This window comes from Synechococcus sp. JA-2-3B'a(2-13), from assembly GCF_000013225.1.
Taxonomy (GTDB): Bacteria; Cyanobacteriota; Cyanobacteriia; order Thermostichales; family Thermostichaceae; genus Thermostichus.
Genome location: NC_007776.1, coordinates 254,839 through 280,097 on the forward strand (window position 1 = coordinate 254,839; position 25,259 = coordinate 280,097).

19 protein-coding genes are annotated in these 25,259 nt (G+C 58.3%); 10 read left to right on the forward strand and 9 right to left on the reverse strand.

Annotation, left to right across the window (positions count from 1 at the left end; genetic code table 11):
• Positions 1-40: 40 nt before the first annotated feature.
• From CYB_RS01155 to pflB, 4 genes are all read right to left on the reverse strand, one after another.
• Positions 41-451: an OsmC family protein gene (locus tag CYB_RS01155; protein WP_011431909.1), complete on the reverse strand. Its 411-nt coding sequence runs from the start codon at positions 449-451 to the stop codon at positions 41-43.
• A gap of 182 nt (positions 452-633) precedes the next feature.
• A complete protein-coding gene (gene pflA / locus CYB_RS01160) occupies positions 634-1,383 on the reverse strand; it encodes a pyruvate formate-lyase-activating protein (protein WP_011431910.1) in 750 nt (249 codons plus the stop codon).
• Between the two features lie 225 nt (positions 1,384-1,608).
• Positions 1,609-2,013, reverse strand: a complete 405-nt coding sequence (locus tag CYB_RS01165; RefSeq protein ID WP_202943705.1) for a pentapeptide repeat-containing protein — start codon at positions 2,011-2,013, stop codon at positions 1,609-1,611.
• Positions 2,014-2,100: 87 nt separating this feature from the next.
• A complete protein-coding gene (pflB, locus tag CYB_RS01170) occupies positions 2,101-4,407 on the reverse strand; it encodes a formate C-acetyltransferase (RefSeq protein WP_011431912.1) in 2,307 nt (768 codons plus the stop codon).
• A gap of 413 nt (positions 4,408-4,820) precedes the next feature.
• Here pflB and CYB_RS01175 point away from each other — a divergent pair, with 413 nt between their 5' ends.
• A complete protein-coding gene (locus tag CYB_RS01175) occupies positions 4,821-5,900 on the forward strand; it encodes a VOC family protein (RefSeq protein WP_011431913.1) in 1,080 nt (359 codons plus the stop codon).
• Between the two features lie 150 nt (positions 5,901-6,050).
• Here the strand turns inward: CYB_RS01175 and CYB_RS01180 are convergent, their stop codons facing one another.
• On the reverse strand, positions 6,051-7,412 hold the full coding sequence (locus CYB_RS01180) for an RNA-guided endonuclease InsQ/TnpB family protein (RefSeq protein ID WP_011431914.1): 1,362 nt from the start codon (positions 7,410-7,412) through the stop codon (positions 6,051-6,053).
• A gap of 240 nt (positions 7,413-7,652) precedes the next feature.
• Between CYB_RS01180 and CYB_RS01185 the strand changes: the two genes are divergently transcribed.
• From CYB_RS01185 to CYB_RS01200, 4 genes are all read left to right on the forward strand, one after another.
• Positions 7,653-9,464 carry an ABC transporter ATP-binding protein gene (locus tag CYB_RS01185; RefSeq protein ID WP_011431915.1) on the forward strand — a complete coding sequence of 604 codons (1,812 nt, stop codon included), beginning with the start codon at positions 7,653-7,655 and terminating at the stop codon, positions 9,462-9,464.
• 203 nt (positions 9,465-9,667) lie between these two features.
• Complete coding sequence (locus CYB_RS01190; RefSeq protein ID WP_011431916.1) at positions 9,668-10,420, forward strand: response regulator transcription factor; 753 nt, start codon at positions 9,668-9,670, stop codon at positions 10,418-10,420.
• A gap of 84 nt (positions 10,421-10,504) precedes the next feature.
• A complete protein-coding gene (locus CYB_RS01195; RefSeq protein WP_011431917.1) occupies positions 10,505-12,637 on the forward strand; it encodes a TIGR00300 family protein in 2,133 nt (710 codons plus the stop codon).
• Between the two features lie 68 nt (positions 12,638-12,705).
• On the forward strand, positions 12,706-13,488 hold the full coding sequence (locus CYB_RS01200) for an SAM hydrolase/SAM-dependent halogenase family protein (protein WP_011431919.1): 783 nt from the start codon (positions 12,706-12,708) through the stop codon (positions 13,486-13,488).
• Between the two features lie 38 nt (positions 13,489-13,526).
• Here CYB_RS01200 and CYB_RS01205 read toward each other — a convergent pair whose 3' ends face one another.
• Complete coding sequence (locus tag CYB_RS01205; RefSeq protein WP_011431920.1) at positions 13,527-13,979, reverse strand: Hsp20/alpha crystallin family protein; 453 nt, start codon at positions 13,977-13,979, stop codon at positions 13,527-13,529.
• A 287-nt stretch (positions 13,980-14,266) separates the two neighbouring features.
• Here CYB_RS01205 and CYB_RS15095 point away from each other — a divergent pair, with 287 nt between their 5' ends.
• The 4 genes from CYB_RS15095 (at position 14,267) to CYB_RS01215 (ending at position 20,195) form a co-directional block, all read left to right on the forward strand.
• A complete protein-coding gene (locus CYB_RS15095) occupies positions 14,267-14,425 on the forward strand; it encodes a hypothetical protein (RefSeq protein ID WP_011431923.1) in 159 nt (52 codons plus the stop codon).
• Positions 14,426-14,427: 2 nt separating this feature from the next.
• Positions 14,428-14,574 (forward strand): hypothetical protein, encoded by a 147-nt coding sequence (locus CYB_RS15100; RefSeq protein ID WP_011431924.1) that lies wholly within the window; start codon positions 14,428-14,430, stop codon positions 14,572-14,574.
• Between the two features lie 184 nt (positions 14,575-14,758).
• Positions 14,759-15,913, forward strand: coding sequence for an RNA-guided endonuclease InsQ/TnpB family protein (locus CYB_RS01210; protein ID WP_011431925.1), 1,155 nt, complete (start codon positions 14,759-14,761; stop codon positions 15,911-15,913).
• 181 nt (positions 15,914-16,094) lie between these two features.
• Positions 16,095-20,195: a hypothetical protein gene (locus tag CYB_RS01215; RefSeq protein WP_011431926.1), complete on the forward strand. Its 4,101-nt coding sequence runs from the start codon at positions 16,095-16,097 to the stop codon at positions 20,193-20,195.
• A 27-nt stretch (positions 20,196-20,222) separates the two neighbouring features.
• On the opposite strand, the gene CYB_RS01220 is transcribed toward CYB_RS01215, so the two are convergent.
• Genes CYB_RS01220 through ffh form a run of 3 tightly spaced genes read right to left on the reverse strand, consistent with a single transcriptional unit; the run spans position 20,223 to position 23,264 of the window.
• Positions 20,223-21,284: a histidinol-phosphate transaminase gene (locus tag CYB_RS01220; RefSeq protein WP_011431927.1), complete on the reverse strand. Its 1,062-nt coding sequence runs from the start codon at positions 21,282-21,284 to the stop codon at positions 20,223-20,225.
• A gap of 48 nt (positions 21,285-21,332) precedes the next feature.
• Positions 21,333-21,791, reverse strand: a complete 459-nt coding sequence (locus CYB_RS01225; RefSeq protein ID WP_011431928.1) for a tRNA (cytidine(34)-2'-O)-methyltransferase — start codon at positions 21,789-21,791, stop codon at positions 21,333-21,335.
• Positions 21,792-21,800: 9 nt separating this feature from the next.
• A complete protein-coding gene (ffh, locus tag CYB_RS01230; RefSeq protein WP_011431929.1) occupies positions 21,801-23,264 on the reverse strand; it encodes a signal recognition particle protein in 1,464 nt (487 codons plus the stop codon).
• 166 nt (positions 23,265-23,430) lie between these two features.
• Between ffh and CYB_RS01235 the strand changes: the two genes are divergently transcribed.
• Entirely contained in the window at positions 23,431-24,879 is a 1,449-nt protein-coding gene (locus CYB_RS01235) for a carotenoid oxygenase family protein (RefSeq protein WP_011431930.1), read from the forward strand.
• Positions 24,880-25,259: the final 380 nt, after the last annotated feature.

Sequence of the window (25,259 nt, forward strand, 5' to 3'; positions counted from 1 at the left end):
ATCGGATAGTTGGAAATAGTCGAATAACCCGAATGGCAATCTAGGCGCCAACAGGAGCAGGAACTTGGATTTCGGTGGTCAGGGTGGGGGGATGGGTAAGCGTATTGTGAATGATGCAGGCATCAACTGTTTTTTCCAGACCCTTTTGATGCCTTTCGTCCAGCGGGATCCCGATTTTGACTTGGATGCGAATGTTGTCTAGGCGAGCCGGATGCTCAACTTTCTCCGCCGTGACCACCACCTCTAGTCCACTAGGATCCAACTGTCGCGCTTCCAGATATTTGACGGCATAAAAACCAACACAGGCACCCAGAGAAGCCAAAAACCATTCCGGCGGCGTCATTCCCTGATCTCGACCGTGGTTGTCCAAAGGCTGATCGCTGAGAATGCGGTGCCCTCGGCTTTCCGCTTGGAACTGAACACCATCGCGGTAGGTGACGCAAACTTCCATTGGGGATCCCTCCTCTTGGGGTATTCTTCAGTTCACATAGAGTCCGTAAAGTTAGCCTGAGGATCAACTTGGATTCCAGTCAGCTCAGGGCCAATCTGGAGACGGTGCAGAGATTAACTGTGAATCACTTCGGATCTAAGCGTGACCTGGCTATGCTGACCCAAGCCGCAACTGCAGAATTGTCAAATAGCCACCAGTCCTTGATCCCGAAAGATTTGTAATGCATGATTCACCTGTTCGGGTGTGGGTGGATCGACATCGGCAAGGGTGTAAGGCAATCCCAATTGCTGCCATTTGTATTCCCCCATCTTGTGAAAGGGCAAAACTTCCACTCGCTCCACGTTGGATAAGGTGGCCACAAACTCGGCCAGACCCTTAATGTTTTCCTCGGGATCCGTCAAGCCGGGAACCAGCACAAAACGAATCCAGGTAGGCTTGTGGATCTGGTCTAAATAGCGGGCCAGATTAAGAGTGGGTTCTAGCGAAACGCCGGTAACCTTTCGATACAGCTCCGGCAGATAAGACTTGATATCCAGCAACACCAAATCTGTATGCTCCAACACAGGCTTGGCTGCTTCCAGTTGCCCATAGCCAGAAGTATCCAAAGCCGTGTGCAAGCCCAACTCATGACAGCGACGGAAGATCTCAGCTACAAAGGTGGGTTGCATTAAAGGCTCTCCCCCGGTAGCCGTAACTCCCCCCCCTCGCAAGTAATTCTTGTAACGTTGGATCTCGGCAATCAAAGACTCAACCGTAACAAGCTGTCCCGCCTGCGGATCCCGACAGTCGGGGTTGTGGCAATACAAACAGCGAAGTGGACAACCCTGTGTAAAAATTACGAAGCGGATTCCTGGCCCATCGACGGTGCCACAGGTTTCCACCGAGTGAATGCGCCCAGCAATTGGTGTCAGGGGGTTCATAACGGTATCCATACTTTTATCCTGGATGACTTTTGCAAAATATCAATCAATCTTGAGGTTTTCTTCCAGATTGCTAACTCAGGTTAAATAGAACACAGTTTCCATTTCTCTTTGGATTAGGTTGGGACTAGATTTTTTTAGATCCCTAGGGTCTTTTAGCTAGACCGCTGCTATCCTGGCTGGAAGGGAGAAAGGGGGATAAAAAGCCGAAAGGGCAGCTTGGGGATCCCACCCAGCTCAGACCGATGGGTCGTGTGGGCTAGGCACGGAGGTATCCACCGTGATGCCGTGCAGGCGGTGGGCCTTGGGATCGAAATCCTTCGGGAAATGGGTATAGGCATCGAAATCTGCGTGATCCAACAAGGCTCCTTCTAAGAGCGCCCCTCGGAAATTGCTGCCAAAGAGGAGACATCCCCGCAAATCGGCTTCCGATAGGTTAGCTCCGCTGAAGTCGGCAAAACTGAGATCGCACCCCCGCAAATTAGCCCCCGCCAAGTTGGCCCCACTGAAATCGGCATAGCTGAGATCGGCGCCAGCCAAATGGATCCCCTGCAGCTCAGCCCCCTGCAAATCGATCTCCCGAAAATCGCGCCGTCCTGAGGCATACTGGCTGACCAGATCCGCAGCGCTACAAACAGTCATGATCATCGGGCCTCCTCGGTTATCGATGGGGGATCCCTTCCATCGACCCCGGTATGGGCGGACTTCAGGGATCCCCAGGCTGGTCTTTTAGCAGTGTTGATGGAACGTGCGGTTAATGACATCCAGTTGCTGCTCGCGGGTGAGCTTGATGAAGTTCACCGCATAGCCGGAAACCCGGATGGTGAGCTGTGGGTAGAGCTCCGGGTGCTCCATGGCATGCAGCAGGGTCTCGCGGTTGAGAACATTGACGTTGAGGTGGAAACCGCCATCCCGCATGTAGCCATCCAGCAGCCCCACTAGATTGGCAACCCGCTCCTCCGCTGTGCGACCTAGGGCCGCCGGCACAATCGAGAAGGTGTTGGAGATCCCATCCAGAGCGTCGTCGTAGGGCAGCTTGGCCACCGAAGCCAGCGACGCCACCGCCCCCTTGGTGTCCCGGCCGTGCATGGGGTTGGCCCCTGGGGCAAAGGGCTCGCCCGCTCGCCGCCCATCGGGAGTATTGCCGGTTTTCTTGCCGTAGACCACGTTGGAGGTGATGGTGAGGATGGACTGGGTGGGGATGGCATTGCGGTAGGTCTTGTGCTTGCGCAGCTCGGCCATGAAGGTCTGCACCAGTTGCACCGCAATGGAGTCAACTCGGTCGTCGTTGTTGCCGTATTTGGGGAAGTCGCCCTCCACCGCGTAATCCACCACTAGGCCCCGCTCATCCCGGATGGCCCGTACCCGCGCGTATTTGATGGCGGATAGGGAGTCGGCTGTTACCGACAGGCCGGCCAACCCAAAGGCCATGGTGCGCAGCACGTCCCGGTCGTGCAGGGCCATCTCCAGGCGCTCGTAGCAGTACTTGTCGTGCATGTAGTGGATGATGTTCATGGTGTTGACGTAGGTTTTGGCCAGCCAGGCCATCATCTGCGCCATGCGCGGCCACACCTCGTCGTAGTCCAGGACATCGGCGGTGATGGGGGCGAAAGCAGGAGCCACCTGCTCGCCGGAGATCTCATCCCGACCGCCGTTGATGGCATAGAGCAGGCACTTGGCCAAGTTCACCCGCGCCCCAAAGAACTGCATTTGCTTGCCGATGCGCATGGCCGACACACAGCAGGCGATGCCGTAGTCATCCCCCCAGTAGGGGCGCATCAAGTCGTCGTTTTCGTACTGGATGGAGCTGGTTTCAATGGAGACCTTGGCGCAGTAGCGCTTGAAGGCTTCCGGCAGCCGCTCCGACCAGAGCACGGTCAAGTTGGGCTCGGGCGCTGGGCCAAGGTTGTAGAGGGTATGCAGCATGCGGAAGCTGGTTTTGGTAACCAAAGGCCGCCCATCCAGGCCCATGCCGCCGATGCACTCGGTAACCCAGGTGGGATCCCCGCTGAATAGCTCGTTGTACTCGGGCGTGCGCAAAAACCTGACCATGCGCAGCTTCATAACAAAGTGGTCAATGAGCTCCTGGGCCTCTTCCTCGGTGAGGATCCCGGCCTGCAGATCCCGCTCGATGTAGATGTCCAGGAAGGTGGACACCCGCCCCAAGGACATGGCCGCCCCGTTTTGCTCCTTGACGGCTGCCAGGTAGGCCAGGTACAGCCATTGGATGGCTTCGCGGGCGTTGGCTGCCGGACGGCCCAGGTCAAACCCGTAGCGGGATCCCATCTCTTTCAGCTCTTGTAGGGCCTTAATCTGCTCGGAGAGCTCCTCCCGCAGGCGGATGGTCTCTTCGTCCATCGTGTCCAGGTCTAGACTGGCTTTTTGGGCCTGCTTGTCTTCGATGAGCCGATCCACCCCGTAGAGGGCCACCCGCCGGTAGTCCCCAATGATGCGACCCCGACCGTAGGCATCGGGCAGGCCGGTGATGATCCCGGAGCGGCGGCAGCGGCGCATCTCTTCGGTATAGGCGTCAAAAACGCCGTCGTTGTGGGTTTTGCGGTACTGGGTAAAAATTTCCTTGGTGCGGGGATCCAGCTCGTAGCCATAGGCTTTGAGGGAAGACTCCACCACGCGGATGCCGCCAAAGGGCATGATGGCCCGCTTCAGAGGTTTGTCCGTCTGCAGCCCCACAATCTGTTCCAGCTCTGGGTCGATATAGCCAGGGGCGTGGCTGGTGATGGTAGAGGGAACAGCGGTATCGGCATCTAGGATCCCTCGCTCTCGCTCCAGAGCCATCAAATCCTTGACCTTGGCCCACAGCCGCTGGGTGCGCTCGGTGGCTGCAGCTAAGAAGGTTTCATCACCGGTGTAGGGGGTGTAATTGCGCTGAATAAAGTCTCTGACGTCGATGCAGCGCTGCCAGGCTCCCGTTGCAAAATCGCTCAAAACTTTTTGACCGGCTGCGTTGGATCCTGTCCTTGGTTCCGCCTTCAATTCTGTAGGTGATGCTACAGAACGCTGCACACTGGCAACCATAACAATCCTCCCGGCTATTACGCCTGATAATCTATCGACAGGGCGAGGCAGCACCCCGGCCTTTGCCCCACGTAGGCTCTAAAAGAGAGCTAAAGAACCAATAGATCTCTGCAAGGCTTATAGGGATCCTACGAAGGGCTTTTAGCAACTCTTCTGTTTCTTTTTTAGGCGTTCTAAATACACCTCGCCTGATTTAATTTTAGTCCCTTGCGCTCTGAGGATATTTTCGGTTGCGTGATTTTTTAATCTTATTTTCATCCTATTTTTTAATGCTGTTTTAATATCTTCTTAACGTTGTTTTACGCTTTTCCATCGGCAAATGGCGGGCCTATGCTGAGGTAGGACGGCCCAGGTCGTCTGTTGCCGTGAGAACGTCAGGATACTCGGCCTTTGCCTTAGCAGTGCCTTGCTCTATGAACCAGTCCAATCGAATCGTCCAAGGGATCCATCACCTGCACTTCTATCTTTGGGATCTGCCCCGTTGGCAGGAACACTTTTGTCAAGTTTGGGGCTTCCGAATGGAAGGACAGCTCGGCAGTACCCTCTGTCTGCGTCAGGGATCCCTGCGCTTGCGCCTATCTCAGCCGGCTCACGCCGGGGATGAGGTGGATCGCTATTTGCAGCAACATTCGCCTGGCGTGGTGGATGTGGCCTTAGCGGTGGTGGAGCAAGAGCTGTTGGGCTTGGCAGAGCTTCTGCAGAGGCGAGGAGCCCAAGTGGAGTGGATCCCGGCAGAAGAGGAAGGCGGCCCCACTCTGCGCCTGCGCACCCCCTATGGACTTCGGCATTCTTTGCTCCCCGGCTCAGGGATCCCCGATTCAGCCCCTGCTGAGGAGAACCTGTTTTCCCACTGGGATCACCTGGTATTGAACGTGGAGCAGGGATCCCTGCAGGCAGCGGCGGATTGGTATGAGCAGGTGCTGGGTTGGCGGTCTCTGTATCGCTATAGCATCCGCACCAACACCTCTGGCCTAGAAAGTGTGGTGGTGGGAGATCCTGAAGCCGGGATCCAGTTGGCCATCAACGAGCCCACCTGTGCCGCTTCCCAGATCCAGGAGTTTTTGGATGCCCATCATGGCCCTGGCCTGCAACATGCGGCGTTGCACAGCTCAGATGTCTTCGCCAGTGTGCGCCGGCTGCGACAGGGAGGCGTAAACTTTCTGCAGGTGCCACCGGAGTACTACACAAACCTGGCAAGGGAGCTGGCTTCTGGAGCAATACTCCGTTCTGGTGGGTTGCCCCCCGCCATCTCCTGGCACGACTTGGTGGAGCAGCAGCTCCTTTTGGATGCCACCTTGCCTGCTTCTGATTCCCCACACCCCCCCCTGTTGTTGCAAACCTTCACTCAGCCTCTGTTTGGTCGGCCCACGTTTTTTTTCGAGGTCATCCAACGATTGGGTGGAGCCACAGGCTTTGGCGAAGCCAACTTTCAAGCCCTGTTTGAAGCTCTAGAACGCCAACAGCGACAACGGCAGCAAGCCCTGGTCTGCTAACACCCTTGTTCTAGGGATCCAGTGGGAGCACCAGGGGAATGTCTCCAGTTAATCAACACGATTGATTGCCCCTGAGTTTCCAGCCGATATTCGGGTATGCGGAAGGCGTTGACATCCTCCCCGGCCTGAAGGCCGGAGATTCCTACCACGCTACGCATGGATGGCTCCTTGCGCAGTCGTCTCGGCGGGTTCCTGCTTCCGACCGCCCGTGCAGTTCGATCCACAGGCCATCCGGGCTGACACGGGTGGTTGATCCACCCGCATCCCGACCGCAGCGTCGGCCGTGTCCTGCCCTTCGTCTCGCAACAGCTGTATCCCGCGAGCAAGGATGTTGATGGCACCGACCAGAAAGGCCTCCGGCCCGCTGCCGCGAAAGGCCTCCGGCCCGCTGCCGCGAAAGGCCTCCGGCCCGCTGCCGCGATCGGCGTTATTCTCATAGCCGCACGCCACGCACTCGAACCAGGCTTGGGTCTGGCGGTTGTCTGATGAAACATGGCCGCAACATGGACAGGTGCGGCTCGGGTTCTGCGGCGGCACGACAATGAGCCTGCCACCTTTCCAGGCCAGCTTGTACTCCAGCATGCAGCGGAACTCATACCACCCCTGGTCGAGAATGGCTTTGTTTAACGCTGACTTGGCGCGGACGTTCTTCCCAGGAGCATCTGCCGTCCCTGCCGCCAACTTGGACATATTCCGCACCCGCAAGTCCTCGATGCACACGATTGCCTGGCTTTTGCTAATCGCGGTCGAGACCTTGTGCAGGAAGTCGCGGCGGGCGTTGGCCATCTGAGAATGAATACGCTGGAGGCGGGCTTTTGCCTTCTTCCAGTTGTTGCTGAACTTGACTTTGCGGGAGAGCGCTTGCTGGGCCTTGCGCAAGCGCGCCTCGTGCCGCTTGAAGCTGTTGAGGGGCGCGTAGAACGTGCCGTCCGAGAGGGTAGCCAAGCGGGCAATGCCCATGTCCATGCCCACTGCGCCCCCCTGCGGAATAGGCCGATCAACCTCCCGCTCGGTCTGGATCGACACGAACCACTTGCCAGCGTGCTTGGATACGGTGACGCTCTTGACCTTGCCCACCACGTCGCGGCTGTTGCGGTAGCGCAGCCAGCCAAGTTTGGGCAGAAAGATGCGGCTGTTGGCCTGGTCCAGCTGGATTTGCTTGGGCGCGGGATAACGGAAACTGTCCGACCGGCCTTTTTTCTTGAACTTCGGGAAGCCGGCGCGCTGGGCGAAGAAGTGGCTGTAGGCTCGCTCCAAATCCTTGAGTGCCTGTTGCAGCGGATGCACCGGCGCATCCGCCAGCCACGCTGTATCTGCGCTGTGGCGCCACGCGGTGAGCAGCTGGCACAAGCCCGCATAGCCTAGCTTTTTCTGGCCTTGCTCGTGACGCTCCTTCTGCAACGCCAGTGCTTTGTTGTAGACGAACCGGCAGGAGCCAGCAAAGCGGCGCATCTGCCGTTCCTGCTGGCCGTTGGGCAGCAATTCGTACTTGAAGGCTTGAAGTCGTTGCATCGCTCAATCGTATTCTTGGCCTATGCGTGATGACAACGATATTCACATGGCCGACACTGCGTTTTTAAAGGGCGTCGGCTACGGTCGGCGCTATCCTTCCCTGCCCTGAAGGACGGGGCTTGCCGCGCCTTTTGGTCAGCGGTGCGGAGCACTTTGGAGGCCAAGGCGGGGGCGGTAGTCTATAATCCTGCCAATTCCCCTAATGCGTTCGCGCCAGCGGTGCGGAGCACTTTCGTCGCCATGACTGAGGCTGTCTCTACTGCCGATTCTGCCTTGCTGACCGTACAAGGGCTGCGGGTTTTCTTGCCCAGCCGTGCAGCTGGCGAGCCCTCGGGATCCCCGGTGGTGGACGGGCTGTCTTTCCAGATCGGGATCGGCCAGACCTTAGGCCTGGTGGGGGAGTCGGGATCCGGCAAAACCATGACCGCCCTGACGCTGATTGATCTGCTGCCCAGCTCGGCCCGGGTGGAGGGCAAAATCCTCTTCAAGGGCCCTGACGGAACGGTGGACTGGCTGCAGTTGGATCCCCGGCAACGGCGGCGCTATCGCGGATCCCAGATCGCCATGATTTTCCAGGAGCCGAGCACCGCCCTCAACCCCCTCTACACCTGTGGCCAGCAGTTACAGGAAACCTTGAGGGCCAACACCTCCCTGAGCCCGGCGGAGATCCGCGCCCAAGCCATTCGCCTGTTTGAGGAGGTGCAGCTTTCTCCCCAGATGCTGGAGCGCTATCCTCATCAGCTCTCCGGCGGCCAAATCCAGCGGGCGGCCATTGCCTGTGCCATCGCCTCCAATCCCCAACTGTTGATTGCCGATGAGCCGACCACCGCTCTAGATGTTACGGTGCAAGCGGAAATCCTGCGCCTGCTCTGGGAGCTGCAGCAGCACCGGCAGATGGCCATCCTCTTCATCACCCACGATCTCAATTTGGTGGCCGAACTGGCAGATCAGGTGGTGGTGATGCGCCGGGGCCAAGCTGTGGAACAGGGATCGGTGGAGCAGATCTTTCGGGATCCCCAGCATCCCTACACCCGCGGCCTGTTGGCCTGTCGCCCGGTGTTGGAGCGGCGGTTGCGGCGGTTGCCCACCGTCCAGGATTTTCTGGAAAAAGGGGGATCCCCAGAGGAGCAGTGGCAGCAGGTGGAGATCCCGGCTGCCGTTCGCGTAAGCGGGACGGAGTCCTTAGAGGAAGAACGGCTGCGCCGGCTGTACAGTCAGCCCCCCCTACTGCAGGTGCGGGATCTGCGAACCCACTACGCCGTCCGTCGAGGGCCATTTGGCCGCCAGGTGGGCGAGATCCGAGCTGTGGATGGGATCAGCTTTGACCTCTACCCCGGAGAGACCTTGGGGCTGGTGGGAGAGTCCGGCTGCGGCAAAACCACCCTGGGGCGAACCCTGTTGCGCCTGGTCCGTGCCAGCTCTGGCCAGGTGATCTACGACGGCGAGGAGCTGCTCCGCTTGCCGCCCCAACGCTTACGTCGTCTCCGCCGCGAGATTCAGCTGATCTTTCAGGATCCGGCAGCCTCACTGGATCCGCGCATGAGTGTGGGAGCCAGCGTCATAGAGCCAATGGCCCTGCACGGGATTGGGAGAAATGCTGCTGAGCGACGAGCACGGGCCCAACGCCTGTTTGAACGGGTAGGGTTGGATCCGGAAGCGCTGGATCGCCTGCCCCACCAGTTTTCCGGAGGACAGCGGCAGCGGATCTGTATTGCCCGCGCCCTGGCCTCGGAGCCCCGCCTGATCGTCTGCGATGAGGCAGTGTCTTCCCTGGATGTCTCCGTGCAGGCCCAGGTGCTGAACTTGCTCAAGGATCTGCAGGAGGAACTGGGGTTGGCCTACCTGTTCATCTCCCACGACCTGAGCGTGGTCAAGTTCATGAGCGACCGCATCATGGTCATGAACCGGGGCCGCATCGAAGAGCTTGGCCCCGCCTCCCAGATCTACCAGCAGCCGCAGCAGGACTACACCCGCCGCCTCATCGCCGCGTTCGCGCCAGCGGTGCGGAGCACTTCCCCCAAAGGGAGATCCGTTCGCGATAGCGGGCCGTAGGCCTTAAAAACGCACCCATTTGCCCCAAACGGGTTGAAAAGTTTCCCCTGCATCCGGCTCCGGGCTGGGCAACCCTGCGGGTTAACTTCGCAGTAAGATTTGCAATGAGGCTAAAATTAAGTAAACTTCCAGTCGTAAAGCTTCGGCTCTTTGTTAGCACATTTAACAAAACGTTTTATCCGCAGTTTGGGCTGCAACCGGCTATGGCTCGCATACTCATTATTGAGGACGACCCTTCGATTCTGGATATCCTGCGCATCAATCTGGAGTTGGCGGGCTACGAGGTTGTGAAGGCCACCGATGGGGTGCGCGGACAAGCACTGGCTCTGCAAGTTCTCCCCGATCTGATCATCCTCGACCTGATGCTGCCCCAGGTAGATGGCCTGACCGTTTGTCAGCGCTTGCGGCGGGAGGAGCGCACCAGCGAGATCCCGATTTTGATGCTCACCGCCCTCGGCCAAACCCAGGACAAGATCGAGGGCTTTAATGCCGGTGCCGACGACTACCTGACCAAGCCTTTTGAGGTGCAGGAGCTGCTGGTGCGGGTGCGGGCCCTGCTGCGTCGCTCAGACCGGATCCCACAGGCGGCCAAGCATGGGGAGATCCTCACCTATGGCCCTCTCACGCTGGTGCCGGAGCGCTTTGAGGCGTTGTGGTTCGGCAAAACGATCAAGCTCACCCACCTGGAGTTTGACCTGCTCCACTGTCTGATGCAGCGACATGGGCAGACCGTTTCCCCCAGCGAAATCCTGCAGGAGGTGTGGGGCTACGAGCCCGACGACGACATCGAGACCATCCGTGTTCACATCCGCCACCTGCGCACCAAGCTGGAGCCGGATCCCCGCCACCCCCAGTACATCAAAACCGTCTATGGGGCGGGCTACTGTCTGGAGTTGCCCAACATTGCCGATCCCGTCCCACCGCAGCCAGAGCTGGCGAAAGATTCCCACAAATAATGATTCTTTCATGATTCTTGAGGATGCTGCTCACGCAACTGCTAATCTAGGGGATGCCCTGCTGCAGATTGCGCTCTGAGATCTATGCCTGGTGCCATTCGGTATTTGATGTGCCCACCCGATCACTACGAGGTGGACTATGTGATCAACCCCTGGATGGTGGGGAATGTTCACCGCTCTTCGCGAGAACGGGCGCTGCAGCAGTGGCAGGCTCTTTATCGGCATCTCTCGCAGCGGGCGGAGGTGAAGCTAATCCAGCCGGTGCCGGGATGGCCGGATATGGTGTTTACGGCGAATGCTGGGCTCATCCTGGGATCCAAGGTGGTGCTGAGCCGTTTTTATCACCCAGAGCGGCAGGGGGAACAGCCCCATTTCAAGGCTTGGTTTGAGGAACAGGGCTACACCGTCTATGAGCTGCCGCCGGCCCTGGCTTTTGAGGGGGCGGGAGATGCTCTGTTGGATCGGGCAGGGCGCTGGCTGTGGGCGGGCTACGGCTTTCGCTCCATGTTGGAGTCTCACCCCTACTTGGCCAAGTGGCTGGGGATCGAGGTGTTGTCTTTGCGGCTGGTGGACGAGCGGTTCTACCACCTAGACACCTGCTTTTGCCCCCTCTCCGAAGGCTATTTGCTTTACTATCCACCGGCTTTTGATGCCTATTCCAACCGTTTGATCGAGATGCGGGTGCCCCCTGAAAAGCGGATCCCGGTTCAGGAGGCGGATGCCATTCACTTTGCCTGCAATGCCGTGGATGTGAACGGCACGATCTTGGTGAATCGGGTCAGCCCAGAGCTGGAAGCCACCCTACAGGAGCGGGGATTTGCGGTGGTGCAGACGGAGCTGACGGAGTTCCTGAAAGCCGGTGGGGCGGCCAAGTGCCTGACGCTGCGCCTCGACGAGACGGTGGCTCCCCAAACCGATCCGGTGGCCACGGTGCTCAGCCGGACGGTGACCCTCCAGGGACACTTGGTGGACAGCGACCTGCTCACCAGAGCCGTCGATTGCATTGTCGACAATGGCGGCAGCTTCCAGATCCTCAAGTTTCAGCTTGGGGAAAAACGGCAGAGCACTTCCACGGTGGAACTGGCCGTTTCCGCTCCCACCGAAGAGACCCTGGATACTATTCTCAGCGCCTTGATCGAGCAGGGGGCCCGTCTCTCGGAAGAAACCCAGCAAGATGCCCGTCTGGAGCGGGTAGAGAAAGCAGGGGTAGCGCCCGACGATTTTTATGTCACCACCATCTATCCCACGCAGGTGCGGGTGGCCGGCCAGTGGATCCCGGTGCAGCGGCAGCGCATGGATGGGGTGATCGTGGTCAAGGGATCCGATTGCAATGGCAAGACGGAGTTTTCAGCCTATTGCACCCTGATTCGAGATTTGCAGGTGGGGGATGCCGTGGTGTGTGGGGTGGAAGGGATCCGCACCGTGCGCCAGGCCAGCAAAGAGCGCTCTTCCCAGGAGTTCACCTTTATGGGATCGGGGGTCTCCAGCGAGCGGCGGGTGGAGATCCTGGTGGAGCAGATTGCCTGGGAGCTGCGGCAAATCAAGGAGCGGGGCGGCAAAACGGTGGTGGTGGCAGGGCCGGTGGTCATCCACACGGGCGGTGGATCCCACTTGGCTACCCTGATTCGGGAGGGCTATGTGCAGGCGCTGCTGGGGGGCAATGCCATTGCCGTTCACGATTTGGAGCAGAATCTCTACGGCACCTCGCTGGGGGTGGATCTGTCGCGGGGCACCCCGGTCAAGGGCGGCCACAAGCATCACCTCAAAACCATCAACCTCATCCGCAAGTATGGCAGTATCCGAGCTGCGGTGGAAGCGGGCGTGATTACCGGCGGGGTGTTCTACGAGTGTATTCGCGCTCAGGTGCCCTTCTCCCTGGCGGGATCCATCCGTGACGATGGGCCGCTGCCGGATACGGAGATGGATTTGATCAAGGCCCAGCAGGATTACGCGCGGCTGCTACAGGGGGCCGACATGGTGTTGATGCTCTCCAGCATGTTGCACTCCATTGGAGCCGGGAACATGACGCCTGCCGGGGTCAAGCTGATCTGCGTGGACATTAACCCGGCAGTGGTGACCAAGCTGGCCGATCGGGGATCCCTGGAGTCGGTGGGGATTGTTACCGATGTGGGCCTGTTCTTGAGTTTGTTGGTGCAGCAGTTGGCGCGTTTGGGGCAGGTGTATGAGCGCCCGCAACCTGCTCTTGCTGCCCGCTAGCCACCCCATCCATAAGCGCTGTTATCTTTTGGGATCCTTAAACTGGGATCCTCAAGCCTCAAAAGGGTATGCCTTTTATTAGCCTGTTGACGGATTTTGGCCTGCAGGATCCCTATGTGGGCATTATGAAAGGGGTGATTCATACCCTTTCCCCACAGGCTCAACTCATCGACCTCAGCCATGGGATCCCGCCTCAGGATGTGGCGGCGGCTCGCTTTGCCCTGATGACGGCCTACCCCTATCTGCCGTCGGGCACCATTCACCTGGCCGTTGTGGATCCAGGGGTGGGGAGTAGCCGCCGGGCGGTAGCCATCCAAACCGAGACGGGCTTTTTGGTTGGCCCTGACAATGGCCTGTTCAGCGGCGTTTTGGCCCAAACTCCGGCGCTGGCTGCTGTGGAACTCAACCGGCCCCGCTATTGGCGCACCCCCTCTCCCAGCCGCACCTTTCATGGGCGGGATATTTTTGCCCCGGTTGCCGCTCATCTGGCCAACGGGATCCCTTTGGCGGAGCTGGGGGATCCCCTAGACGTAGCAGAACTAACCCGCTGGGAGTGGCCGCCACCCCAGATGGAGACCAACGGCTGTCGCGGCCTGGTCCAGGCCATCGACCACTTCGGCAACGGCATCACCAACCTGCCCGGACATTGGGTGGAAGGTCGAAGCTGGAGCGCCTGGATCAAAGGGATCCCCGTCCGCTCCGTGGCCACCTTTGCTGAGGGAGAAGTTGGGGAAGTGCTGGCCCTGGTGGGCAGCTCCGGCTGGGTGGAGATCGTGCAAAACCGAGGCAATGCCAGCCGTGCCTTGGGTTTCAAAGTGGGAGATGAGGTGCGCGTGCAGTGGAGCGGCTAGATCCCCTCGCCTGAAAAGAGAGGGAGAGACTGGGGATCCTAGGCAGGTTGGCTTTCCACCGTCACGGCTTCCGTCGGAGTAGTGGGGTTTGAGGCGCCCACTTGGACTTTGATCACCCGCGCTGCGTCGGCTTTGGGCAGAGTGAGGGTGAGGATGCCGTCGCGATAGGTGGCCGAGACTTTCTCCGGCTGGATGCGGCGGGCCAGCTTGAGGATGCGTTGAAAAGGTTGGGGCTCCACTTCTTGGTAGCGCAATTCAGCACCTTCAGGGCCGTGAACCTGGATCTCGCCGCTGATGGAGAGCTGTTGAGCCGTGGCCTCGATGTGGAAGCGTTCCCGATTGGCACCGGGCACCCACAACTGGACGGTGTAGGCTTCGCCGCTCTCCCAAACCTGCAGAGGAGTGGGCAGGAAGGAGCGAGAGCGTCCCCGGTTGGGCTCCGCTTGCAGAGCTTGTACCTCGAAAAGCGGGCTGAAGTAAAGAGTTGCCATAGTGTCTCCTAGGGTAAATAGGCTAAGTCATCAATGGAGTTGAGGGAAGCGAAGAGATCTCGGCAAAGAAGGCTTGGCCTGCACTTGGGATTTGAATTCACAAAATCCTGCTCTGATCATCCAAGAAAGCCATCCCAGCGAGGGAGGGCAAACCGATCTGCGATAGGCAGGATCCCCTCACCTCATGGGGAAGAGGGATGAAAACAAACAGGGCAATCCAATGGTTCACTCGAAACATTTTGCTCAAAACAGAATGGGGTAGATGTGAGTGAAAAAAGAAGACCGTTATGGATCCCACTCCCATTCCCATCCGATTTCAGGTGAACGGCCAACCCTATGGGCAGGTGGTTCCGCCGGGGATCACTCTGCTGAGCTTGTTGCGGGAGCTGGGCTGGGTGGGGGTACGCCGGCGCAGGGGCGTTTTTCGGCTCCCCAGGGATCCCTGACTTTGCCGGAGCTGGCCCAAAGGGCTTCGGATCCCATCGAGGTGGAGCTGCACCATGCCGCCGACGAATCTTCCGTCTCCTTTGCCGTGGCGGGGGTGGAATTGGCAGTGGATATGGAAACCGGCCAGATTGAGCTGCTGATCGCGTAAGCGGGACGGAGTCCTTTGTCGCTACGCGACGCTAACGCGAACGCGTAAGCGGGACGGAGTCCTTGCATTTCACCAAATTTTCGGGCTGGAGGCCCGCACCATAGCCGCAGGCTTGGTGTCGGGAGGAAAGCCCTCCTCCATATAGGTTTGCTGGTCAAAAGTCTGGATAAACTACAATAAGCCCATGAGCCAGACTATCTCTGTACGTTGCAAGCTGATAGTCCCACAAGAGTTGCGTCAAGAAATTGACCGCACTTTGCAGGGCTTTGCGAATGCTTGCAACCAGATTCTCGACACCGCCAAACAAAAGAACTGCTGGAACACCGCCAAGCTGCACCACTTGGTCTATCGGCCGGTAAGGGCAGCAACGGGGCTGAAAGCCAACCACGTCTGTCAGGCGCTCCGTCGGGTGATTAGCAATGCCAAGGCGGTGAAGCAAGTCCACAGGTTCCGCCCCACCAGTCTGACTTTGGACGCTCGTACTTTTAAGTACCGAGAGTCCGACCAAGCCGTGGGCGTGACCCTGATGAGCGGACGGGTTTGGCTCAAGCTCAAGATCGGTGGCTACCAGATAGCGCTCCTGCGGGGGCAAACGCCCACCAGCGCAACCCTGTCCAAGACCAAGCAGGGGGACTACTACATCAACATTGCTGTTGAGCTGGACACTCCCCCGACCGGCAAAACTCCAAAGGTAATCGGAGTTGACTTGGGCAGGCGGGATATCGCCACCGCTAGCAACGGACGCTCTTGGAGTGGAGAGCACATCCAGGCCGTCCGTGACCGGTTCAGCCGTGTACGCGCCAAGGTTCAATCCAAACGCACTCGCAGCTCTAGGAGGCTGCTGAGAAGGCTCTCTGGGAGAGAACGGCGCTACCAGACATGGCTGAACCATAACATCAGTAAAACCTTGGTCAGGGATGCCCAGGCTATTGGTGCGGCACTGGCTTTTGAAGACTTGACAGGCATCAGAGATTGCCTGAATCAGAAGCCTCGAAGTAAGGCTGAGCGGCGCAGGACTAACAACTGGGCGTTCTACCAGCTCAGGACGTTGGTGGCCTACAAGGCTGCTATTGCTGGAGTGCCTGTGGTACTGGTGCCGCCTGCCTACACCAGTCAGACCTGCCACAAATGCCTGCACATCCATCCTGAGCGGGGTAAGTCCTACCGCAATGGTAAGTCGTTCAAGTGTGGGCACTGCGGGTGGGAAGGGGATGCTGACCATAACGCTGCTCAAGTAATCTCTCTCCTTGGGGCGACTGTAAACTCGCCTGAAATTCCGAAACTTAGCTGTCCTCTGGGGCCGCTAGGGATTGGGATAAAGCTCGCACCCTGCGCATAGCGCGGGTGTCGGGTAGTTTACAAAAGCTTGAATCGAGATGTTTTGTGAGTTTGCAAATGGCTACATAGGTAGTTGTGGGCTACGTGGGGATTATGAAAAAAATTAAGACTTTTGGCACAGCGGCAATTTTCGCCAGTAGTCCGGCACTAGGATAGCTTCCAAGTATACCCAGCGAGATCCCATGTATGTATATTGCCCGGAGGAATTTCTGGGAAGCAAAACCCAGTGCAACCTAGAAGCATTGATAGAACGGCTGGAAGAGGGGGGTCGCACCCTTTTGAGCCAGTTGTTTGACGTTCGTTACCCTTACTGGAAGCGTAATCTCCGCAACAACATTCGCTTGGTGGGGGAGCTGCGCTATGTAGGCGAGGTACCCGTTCTGGTTTTGTTTGGCCTCTGGCCGAGAGGCAGTCACGAATACCGGGAGTTCTTAGACCGACGGCGAGATCCGGATTATCAAGAACGGGTGCGGAGCTGGGTGCCCGATGACCGTTTGCAGGCGTGGCTGGCGCAGCGGCACGAACCAGGGGATCCGCCAAACCATCTCCCCCCTCTGCCCGACGAGCTGTATGAATGGACACAGTTCTTGAATGCTCCCAATCCGCAGGAGCGGCTGGTGTTGGAAAGCGGGGAATGGGTTCGGCAAGTACGGGCCCTTTCTCCAGAGCAGCGGCGCCAGGCTTACCAAGCAGTATCCCGCTTGGTAATTGAAGGCAGGCTCTACCGGCAGCTCCCGCCGTTTTATCTGGAGGCAGAGGTCAAATGCTGGCAGGAGGAATCCCTGTATCTGGCCGTCAGCTTGGTACAAGCGTGCGAGCAGCCGGGGAGATTGTTTCCATTTCTCATTGGAGTTTACGACCACGCCCCAGAGCAAAAGGAACGGTTTGAGCTGGGATGCCAAACCTGCCTCTTTGGGATGAAAGCCAAGCAGCCAGACATTCTCCAGCACCCGCAACCTTTGGAGGTGTGGAAGCGGTACGCCCGTCGCGCCTACCCCGACTACATGGTGATGGATGAGACCATTTGGTTGGAAATGCAGGAGATCACAGAGGGAAATTTGGCTTTGTCCATGGAGGAGGAAGAAATCCTGCAGAGTACATCCATGCCCCTACTGATCAACGGAAGGGCCGGGAGTGGCAAATCTCTGATGTTGTACTACCGCTTTGCCGACTATTGCAGCCACTACCTCAAAACTTCAAAACAGAGACCTCTTGAGTACCGCCCTCTCTTTTTGACCTACAGCCCAAGCTTGGTGCAGCAAGCCCGCGACAGGGTAAGTTCAATTTTGCGCATCAGCCACCGCTATCGGGAGAAGGGGTGCAGCTTCTCCACGGAGGAAATTCAGCAATGTCAAACTTTTTTTAGCACTTTTCAGGATTACCTGCTGAACTGCCTTCCTGCCGAGCGGCAAGAACGCTACCAACCGGATCGGTATGTCAATTTTTATCGATTTCAGAGCTGGTATTGTGGTCGCCGCGATGTAGAGCTGGCTTGGCACACCATTCGCACGCTGATCAAAGGCTATGAGGTCAGTGACTATTTGGATCCCGATAGCTACCGAGAATTGCCTGAGGCCGACCGCAGTGTGGATGAAGAAGCCTTCGAGCGGATTTACGAAGAGATTTGGCCGGGTTACCGGGATCGAACCACCCATGAGGGCTACTGGGATGACCAAGATTTGGCCAGAGATGTGCTGCAAAATGGCACTCTTAATCCTATTCATCCAGTCATTTTTTGCGATGAGGTTCAGGACTTTACCCAACTTGAGCTGAATATCATTTTTTGCTTATCTCCTTGGGGAAAATACAAGTTGGATTGGGCTATTGAGCACCTGCCCTATGCCTTTGCCGGGGATCCCTTGCAAACCATTAACCCAACGGGATTTCGTTGGGCTGCTCTGAAAAAATATCTCTACGAGCATATCCGCGCCTACTTGTTGCCGAGCCATCCCTTTGAGATTGCAGGCCCGCAGGAGCTGAGAAACAACTATCGCAGCAATCCACAAGTTACTCGTTTTAGCAATGTAGTCAACCTGTGGCGGCGAGTTCTCAGCAAGAGTCGAGAAATCTATCCCCAACAGCCCTGGCGTCCCCATGAGCAGGGCATGCCGGTTCAAAGGTTTGTGCTGGATGGTCAGGAAAGAAACTTAATCGAAGATGAGCTTAGAAAAATGCTTAGTGATCTCACAGGAACAGTCTGTATCTTACCCTGTCCTGTGGGAGAGGAGCTGAACTACGTGCGTCAGGATCCCGAACTCCAGAAGATCTTTGCCGAGGAATTGAAGCAGAATCTTAAACCACCGCTCCTGCAAACTGCTACGTCTGTTAAGGGAATGGAGTTCAAAAAAGTTATCCTCTACAAGTTTGGAAACGCCTATCGACAAAACTTTAACCGGCAGCTTAATTATTACGCCCGAGGAGCTGGGGAGGCGATATCCCTGCAACTCCATTATTTTCTCAACCAATTGTATGTCGGCATTACCCGCCCCATCGAGGCCCTGGCCATTGTGGACACCTCTGCCGGTTGGCGGGAGTTCTGGGATCCAAGCTTAGAATCCAACTCTTGGCTCGATCATCCTTCTCTGCAACCGGATCGGTCGGAATGGGAGACCGACCCACCGGTATTGGGTTACCCTGTCAAAGGCATCAATATCCAGTACTGGACCAATACAAGCTTGGAAGATCTGCAGGAGGCAGCTCTTGAGCTTCTCAGGCGCGGCATCGAGGAGGGCAACCCTAAACTTCTGGAGGATGTTCAAACTCTGGCGCGGAAGGCAAAAAAACCACCTCTAGAACAGGAATGTCAGGCCTGGCTCCTCAAGCTCCAGAGGGATTACGTTTCCGCAGGGCAAAAGTTCCTGAGCCTGGAGCAGTCTGCTTTGCCCAACAAAAATCTTAAACGAGAAGCCTGGGAGTGCTTTTGGAGAGGGAAGGCCTGGTTGGAGCTGCAGCGTAACGCCGCCTACTTTGCTGGATGTCCTGGGATCCCAGACTACAGCCCCTTGGTGGACTTGATGGTGGCGACCCAAAGAACCTCTGTCAAGTCTATGGAGCGCTTCCGACAGGTGGTGCGGGTGCGAGATTGGCTGAGCGTTGAAGTCAGCCCCAAAGATAGGGACTTCGTCCCGCTTACACGAACGGATTCCACCTGGAAAGAGTGTGTACAGCAATTTTTGGCAGAGCTTGAGCAAGTTCTCAACAACTTGGGAACTTTCTGCCCCCAGGAAGAGGCCCGCAGCCGGTTTTTGCAAGAGACCCTTGAGGCTTTGAAGGGACGTCTGGCCTTTCTCGGCCAGCGGCAGCCGTTCGCGAATCAGTACTACAAGATTTGGGGTATCTGTCACTTCTATCGGCAGGAATTTGAGCGGGCGGTAGAGGTTTGGGATCAGGGGGGCCAAACGGAGCATTCCCCCTACTACCGGGCCAAGATCCACCTGGAACCCCTTCCCGGCAAGGTGAGGTGGCTATCCAAAGACCGCCAAGACTCGGTGGTGCTGGACCGATGGCAAGAGGCAGGACGTCCCCTCACAGGCGAGTGGGCAGAGTACATCGGCGACGTCGTCACCAGTCTGGAGCGCTTGAAAGACTGGCCGCTGATGCTGCGAGTTCTGATCCAGTGCCGAGAGTGGGAGAAGCTCTGGAAAACGGTGCAGGCCCATCCTCAGGCGTGGCAGCGGGGACATGACTACGAGCTGGTGGCTGCCATGGCCCGGGATATCCGGACCAACTGGGAAGACTTAAGGCGCAAATCCCCTGGGCTGCGAGATTTTCTGCAGGAAGTGGTTACCAGCACACAGATGGAGCGGGCCTGGTGGCTACAGCCCCTGGAGGTAGGCTTGGCTTGTGAGCGATTGGGCCACTACCGAGACACGCTCAGGTTTTACGAGCGCTTCACCGAAAGCAGAACCGGCAGGCTGACCAGGCAGCAACGCTCTCAAATTCGGCAGCGCTGGCTGGTGACCCACCAAAGGTATCAAGAGGTTCTCCAAGCGGAGGGGCGCCCAACAGATCGTTTGGCGGAGGAGTTTCGACAGGCTCAAGAGCGTTGGAGGGAGCAGCTGCCCCAGGCAGAACCTGAGCTGGACGAACGGGATCCCTGGGCGCTTGACTTTGTGGAGCACCCCAGCCCTGTCCAAAGTTGGCTGCTGCAGCGGGCCCAAACCGACACCCAGAGCCGACTCAGAGCGGAAATCGCCCAGGCGCTGGAGCATCTGGACGAACGACACTTGCAGCAGGTGCACAGCTTGATCCAGCGCTTTTCGCGCGCCGACCCATCCACCTAGGCTGGCTCCGAACGCAGGCCGGGAGGCCTATTGCAGGATTTGGCGCAGGCGCTCCAAGGCCCGTCGGTTCTCTTCAGGGGTGCCCACCGTCAGACGCAGCCCCCCACCCGTGTAGCGCACACCAGTCCCCAGCTCCTGCCAGGCCCGCTGCAGCTCTTGGGGATCCCAGCCGGCCACCCGGAAGTAGAGGAAGTTGGCTTGGCTGGGCCACACCCGCACCCCCGGCAGCTCCTGCAGAGCTTGGTAAAGGGCTTCCCGCTCCTGACAAATTAGCGTCACGTCGGCCAAAAGCTCCTCGGCATGCTCCAAAGCCATCTGAACCGCCCACTGAGAAAGGGCCGTGAGGTTGTAGGGCAGGCGGATCCCATCCAGCACTTGCATAAGCTGTGGATGACCCACAGCATAGCCCACCCGGTGGGCCGCCAGGCGAAAGGCTTTGGAGAAGGTGCGCAAGATTACCCAGTTGGGATGCTCCGCCAATTTGGGCAGGGCTGTGTGCCGGCTGAACTCAAAATAGGCCTCATCCAAAATCACCAGAATCTCTTCGGGCAGCCCTTCCACCCACTCCCACTCTGCAGCCGTCAGGCCATTCCCCGTCGGCGAGTTGGGATCCACCAGGCACACCACCCGAATCGGATGCTCCCTCAAAGCCTGTTGACATCGCTCTAGATCCAGAGCAAACGTCTCCGGGTCGCGGGGAACCCGCACCACTGGGATCCCCAGGCTCTGGGCCAGGATGGCGTACATGGAGAAGGTGGGCTCTGCCACCAAAATACCGCCCCGCCCGCCCAAACAAGTGGCAATCAGCAGCGAGCGAATCAGCTCATCCGACCCATTGCCCAGGCTGATCTGCTCTGGCTCCGCTCCGGCATAGGCGGCGATGGCCTGCTTCAGGCCCCGGTGGTGGGCATCGGGATAGCGGTTGCTGGGGATCCCCTTTTCCCAAAGGAGGGAGAGCTTCTGCTTGAAGCCCGCCGGCCAATCGAGGGGGAACTCATTGGCATCCAGCTTGTCGGCAGCCGGGGCTGGCACAGCGTCGTAGGGCTTGAGGTAGAGCAAGTCGGGGCGCAGATACTGCAAGGCACACATCTTCCTGACGGGGCGAAACACCTATCATAACAGGGTCAACCCGACCCCCTATTCTTTGGTCAGGGATCCCTGCTGACGTAGCGCCTCAAAAAGGGCAATCGCTACGGCATTGCTGAGGTTCAGGCTGCGCACCGGCCCCCGCAGTGGGATGCGCACGCTGGGATAGGTTTCCAAGAAGAGAGGATCCAACCCCCGGCTTTCGCTGCCGAACACCAACCAGTCTCCCGGCTGATAGGTTACTTCCGTATAGAGGGCTTTGCCGCGCACACTAAAACACCAGAACCGGGCCTCAGGGTGGGCCTGCACCAGAGCAGACCAAGAGGGGTAGCGATACAGTTGGACATGCTGCCAGTAGTCCAGCCCCGCCCGCTTGAGGTAGCGATCCGAAAGGCGAAACCCCAGAGGATCCACCAGATGGAGAGGCGTATCGGTGGCTGCACAGGTGCGGGCGATATTCCCCGTATTGGCCGGGATCTCTGGGGCAACCAAAACAACGTGGAAGGGCATAGTCCTATCCTACTTGCCCCCAAATCCGCGGTTGCCGCCCCCTTTTTTACCCCCACCTTTGCCCGGCTTGCGGCTGGGCTGTTGCCGAGAGGGAGAGGCCGTTGAACGTCCGCGCCAACTGGGATCCCCGCCGGGAAGAGAGGTACGCCCACCCCCCCAACCCATACCGGGAAAACCGCCACCCATGCCCATGTTGCGCATCATGTCGCGCATGCGTTGAAAATCACTGACCAGTCGGCTGACATCCTCCAGCTTGTGGCCAGATCCGCGGGCCACCCGTCGTTTGCGGCTGACGCTGCGGGCCAACAGATCCGGGTTGCGCCGCTCTTCGGGGGTCATGGAGTTGATCATGGCTTCGGCGCGGGCCAGTTGGTCTTGTCCCTTTTGCAGTTGTTCCTCGCTGATTTTGCCCATCCCCGGCATCAGTCTCAGCAGCCCTGCCAAGGATCCCATGCGTTTAATTAGGCGCATCTGCTTGAGGAAATCGGTGAAATCAAACTGGGCAGTCATCATCTTCTCCGCCATGCTGGCGGCATCTCCCAGGTCGATTTCCTCTTGAGCTTTTTCCACCAAGCTGAGGATATCCCCCATCCCCAGAATGCGGGAGGCCATGCGATCCGGGTAGAAGGGATCCAGCGCTTCCACCTTTTCGCCAACACCGATGAACTTGATGGGCTGACCGGACACTTGGCGAATGGAAAGGGCGGCCCCACCGCGGGTGTCCCCATCCAGCTTGGTGAGAATGGCCCCAGTGATGCCCAAGCGCTCGTGGAAGGCTCGGGTAAGGCTGGCTGCCTCTTGGCCGATCATGGCATCCACCACCAGCAGGATCTCGTGGGGCTGCACCGCCGCCTTGATCCGCTCCAGCTCCGCCATCATCTCCAGGTCAATCTGCAAACGACCGGCAGTGTCCAAAATCACGTAGTCGTAGCCCTGCTGCCGGGCCGTCTCCACCCCCTGCCGGGCAATCTCGACGGGATCTGCTTTGCCCAGGTCGAAAACGGGGATCTGAATTTGCTGGCCCAGCGTCTTGAGCTGGTCGATGGCCGCCGGACGGTAGATGTCTCCGGCCACCATCAGGGACTTCTTGCCCTGCTTGCGCAAGTACAAAGCCAACTTGGCGCAGGTGGTGGTTTTCCCGGATCCCTGCAAACCGGCCATGAGGACAATGGTGGGAGGCTGCTCCGCTTGGGCAATGGGCACGTTGGCTTCTCCCATCACCTTCACCAGCTCGTCGTGGACAATCTTGATGAACTGCTGATCCGGCGTCACCCCCAGGATGACCTCGGATCCCAGGGCAGCTTCCCGCACATCCTCGATGAACTGCTTCACCACCTGCAAGTTGACATCCGCATCCAGCAGGGCTCGCCGCACCTCCCGCAGAGCTTCTTGAATGTTGGTTTCGGTGATCTTGTCCTGGCCGCGCAGCTTTCTCCAGGCCAATTCCAACTTCTCGGAGAGGGCATCAAACATGGGTACTGTGGATCCTGTCAGGCGCTTTGGGGGCATTTCCTACCATAGTCGAATCGGGGCGACTCCATCTTGGGGATCCCCACCCAGGAGACCATCCCGGCCCAGAAAAACTGGCGACTTCACAAAAGTTTAAGCAACAATAGAGGGCGTTGCATGCAGATCTTCCATGGTCAGCGTCGCTTCCCTTCCCTACAGCACCACCGACTGGCAATTGGGCTATCGCTCCCTATCCCAGGAGTACGACTATTGGATTACGGAGATCGAAGGACGGATCCCGGCAGGGTTGCGGGGAACCCTGTTTCGCAACGGCCCGGGCAAGCTGGAGGCGGGATCCCAGCGCTACGGGCACCCGTTCGATGGCGATGGCATGGTCTGCGCCATCACCTTTGTGGAGGGGAAGGTTCATTTTCGCAACCGGTTTGTGCGCACCCGCGAGTTTGAAGCAGAGGAAAAAGCCGGTCGGGTGCTTTACCGAGGGGTGTTTGGCACCCAAAAGCCGGGCGGCTGGTGGAGCAACTTTCTCGACTTGCGGTTTAAAAATCCCGCCAACACCAACGTCATCTACCAGGGAGATAAGCTGCTGGCCCTGTGGGAGGCCAGTGCCCCTTACCGGCTGAACCCGGCCACCTTGGCCACCGAGGGGATCGAAACGTTTGCAGGAGGGATCTCGGCCAGCCAGCCTTTCACTGCCCATCCCCGGCGGGATCCCCACACGGGAGATCTCATCGCCTTTGGGGTGCGGGCTGCCCAGAACTCCACGTTGCTGTTTTACCGTCTGGACTCGCGCGGGCGCTTGGTGGAAAAGCGGGATTACCGCCTGCCCGGTTTTGCCTTTCTGCATGATTTTGTCTGGACACCCCGCTACCGCATCTTTTTCCAAAATCCCTTGGCTTTCAATCCCCTGCCGTTTGTGTTGGGCTGGCAACCGGCGGGCACCTGTCTGACCTTGAAACCGGGGGAGCCGACCCGCATCTGGCTCTTTCCCCAGGGCGACGAGCCGCTGCAACTGGAAACGGAGCCGGGGTTTGTTTTCCATTTTGTCAACGGCTACGGAGTCGGGGATCGGGTTGTGGTGGATGCCGTCCTCTATGAGAGCTACCCTGCCCTGGAGCCGGATGCCGATTACCTGCAGATTGACTTTGCCCAAATTCCAGCGGGCAAGCTGTGGCGGTTTTATCTGGATCCCAAGGGGGGCAGCGTGAAGCGGGAACTGCTGCTGGATCGCTCGGTGGAGTTTCCGGCCATCCACCCGGCTCGAATGGGGGGATCCCACCGCTACATCTACATCGGGGCCACCCATGCCCCCGGCCCCAATGCTCCCCTACAGGCCATCCTCAAGCTGGATACCGCCACAGGCCGCACACAGCAGTACAGCTTTGCCCCCCGCGGCTTTGTTGGAGAACCGGTGTTCATCCCCAATCCAGAAGACCAGGGCGAAGAGGCAGGGTGGATCGTGACGGTGGTTTTTGATGCGGCCAGCCAGCGCTCTCAAGTGGTGATCCTAGAAGCAGCCGACCTGACAGCCGGCCCGGTTGCGCGGATCCCATTGCGGCACCACATTCCCTATGGCCTACACGGCAGTTTTACTCCCCAGGTGTGGGTAACGCCTGCCTAAGCGATGAGCTTCAAGATGGCTGAATGGATCCCATCGGCTCGGGAAAGATCATGCGCCCCAGCCTTTGCGGGAGCCCTGGGGATCGGTCAGTCGGATCCCGGCTGTGCAGAAACACCTCCAGTCAGCGTTGCCGGAAAAAACTACAGGTACTCTATTCGTTTCAGCTTAGGGTGAGACGCCTGGGCTACTGAGAAAAGCCTTCTGGCTCTGCACCTTCAATGTTTTGGGTGTGAGTATAATGTCCTAGTTCGAATCGAAATGACCATAAAGATGAAATGGTTCTGTCTGGGGGATAAACATTCTGCGGCCTGAGAACCATTCCCTTGGAACAGTTGCTAGTATTGGCTACACGTCGGCTACAGTGTTGACAACTGCTGGCT

Coding starts and splice junctions, on each gene's coding strand:
- CYB_RS01225 (WP_011431928.1), bottom strand. CDS start 21,791: ATGCCCTTCCACGTTGTTTTGGTTGCCCCAGAGATCCCGGCCAATACG.
- CYB_RS01165 (WP_202943705.1), bottom strand. CDS start 2,013: ATGACTGTTTGTAGCGCTGCGGATCTGGTCAGCCAGTATGCCTCAGGA.
- CYB_RS01155 (WP_011431909.1), bottom strand. CDS start 451: ATGGAAGTTTGCGTCACCTACCGCGATGGTGTTCAGTTCCAAGCGGAA.
- CYB_RS01190 (WP_011431916.1), top strand. CDS start 9,668: ATGGCTCGCATACTCATTATTGAGGACGACCCTTCGATTCTGGATATC.
- pflB (WP_011431912.1), bottom strand. CDS start 4,407: ATGGTTGCCAGTGTGCAGCGTTCTGTAGCATCACCTACAGAATTGAAG.
- CYB_RS01205 (WP_011431920.1), bottom strand. CDS start 13,979: ATGGCAACTCTTTACTTCAGCCCGCTTTTCGAGGTACAAGCTCTGCAA.
- CYB_RS01220 (WP_011431927.1), bottom strand. CDS start 21,284: ATGTGTGCCTTGCAGTATCTGCGCCCCGACTTGCTCTACCTCAAGCCC.
- CYB_RS15095 (WP_011431923.1), top strand. CDS start 14,267: ATGGATCCCACTCCCATTCCCATCCGATTTCAGGTGAACGGCCAACCC.
- CYB_RS01180 (WP_011431914.1), bottom strand. CDS start 7,412: ATGCAACGACTTCAAGCCTTCAAGTACGAATTGCTGCCCAACGGCCAG.
- CYB_RS01185 (WP_011431915.1), top strand. CDS start 7,653: ATGACTGAGGCTGTCTCTACTGCCGATTCTGCCTTGCTGACCGTACAA.
- pflA (WP_011431910.1), bottom strand. CDS start 1,383: ATGGATACCGTTATGAACCCCCTGACACCAATTGCTGGGCGCATTCAC.
- CYB_RS01235 (WP_011431930.1), top strand. CDS start 23,431: ATGGTCAGCGTCGCTTCCCTTCCCTACAGCACCACCGACTGGCAATTG.
- CYB_RS01200 (WP_011431919.1), top strand. CDS start 12,706: ATGCCTTTTATTAGCCTGTTGACGGATTTTGGCCTGCAGGATCCCTAT.
- CYB_RS01175 (WP_011431913.1), top strand. CDS start 4,821: ATGAACCAGTCCAATCGAATCGTCCAAGGGATCCATCACCTGCACTTC.
- CYB_RS01195 (WP_011431917.1), top strand. CDS start 10,505: ATGCCTGGTGCCATTCGGTATTTGATGTGCCCACCCGATCACTACGAG.
- CYB_RS01210 (WP_011431925.1), top strand. CDS start 14,759: ATGAGCCAGACTATCTCTGTACGTTGCAAGCTGATAGTCCCACAAGAG.
- ffh (WP_011431929.1), bottom strand. CDS start 23,264: ATGTTTGATGCCCTCTCCGAGAAGTTGGAATTGGCCTGGAGAAAGCTG.
- CYB_RS01215 (WP_011431926.1), top strand. CDS start 16,095: ATGTATGTATATTGCCCGGAGGAATTTCTGGGAAGCAAAACCCAGTGC.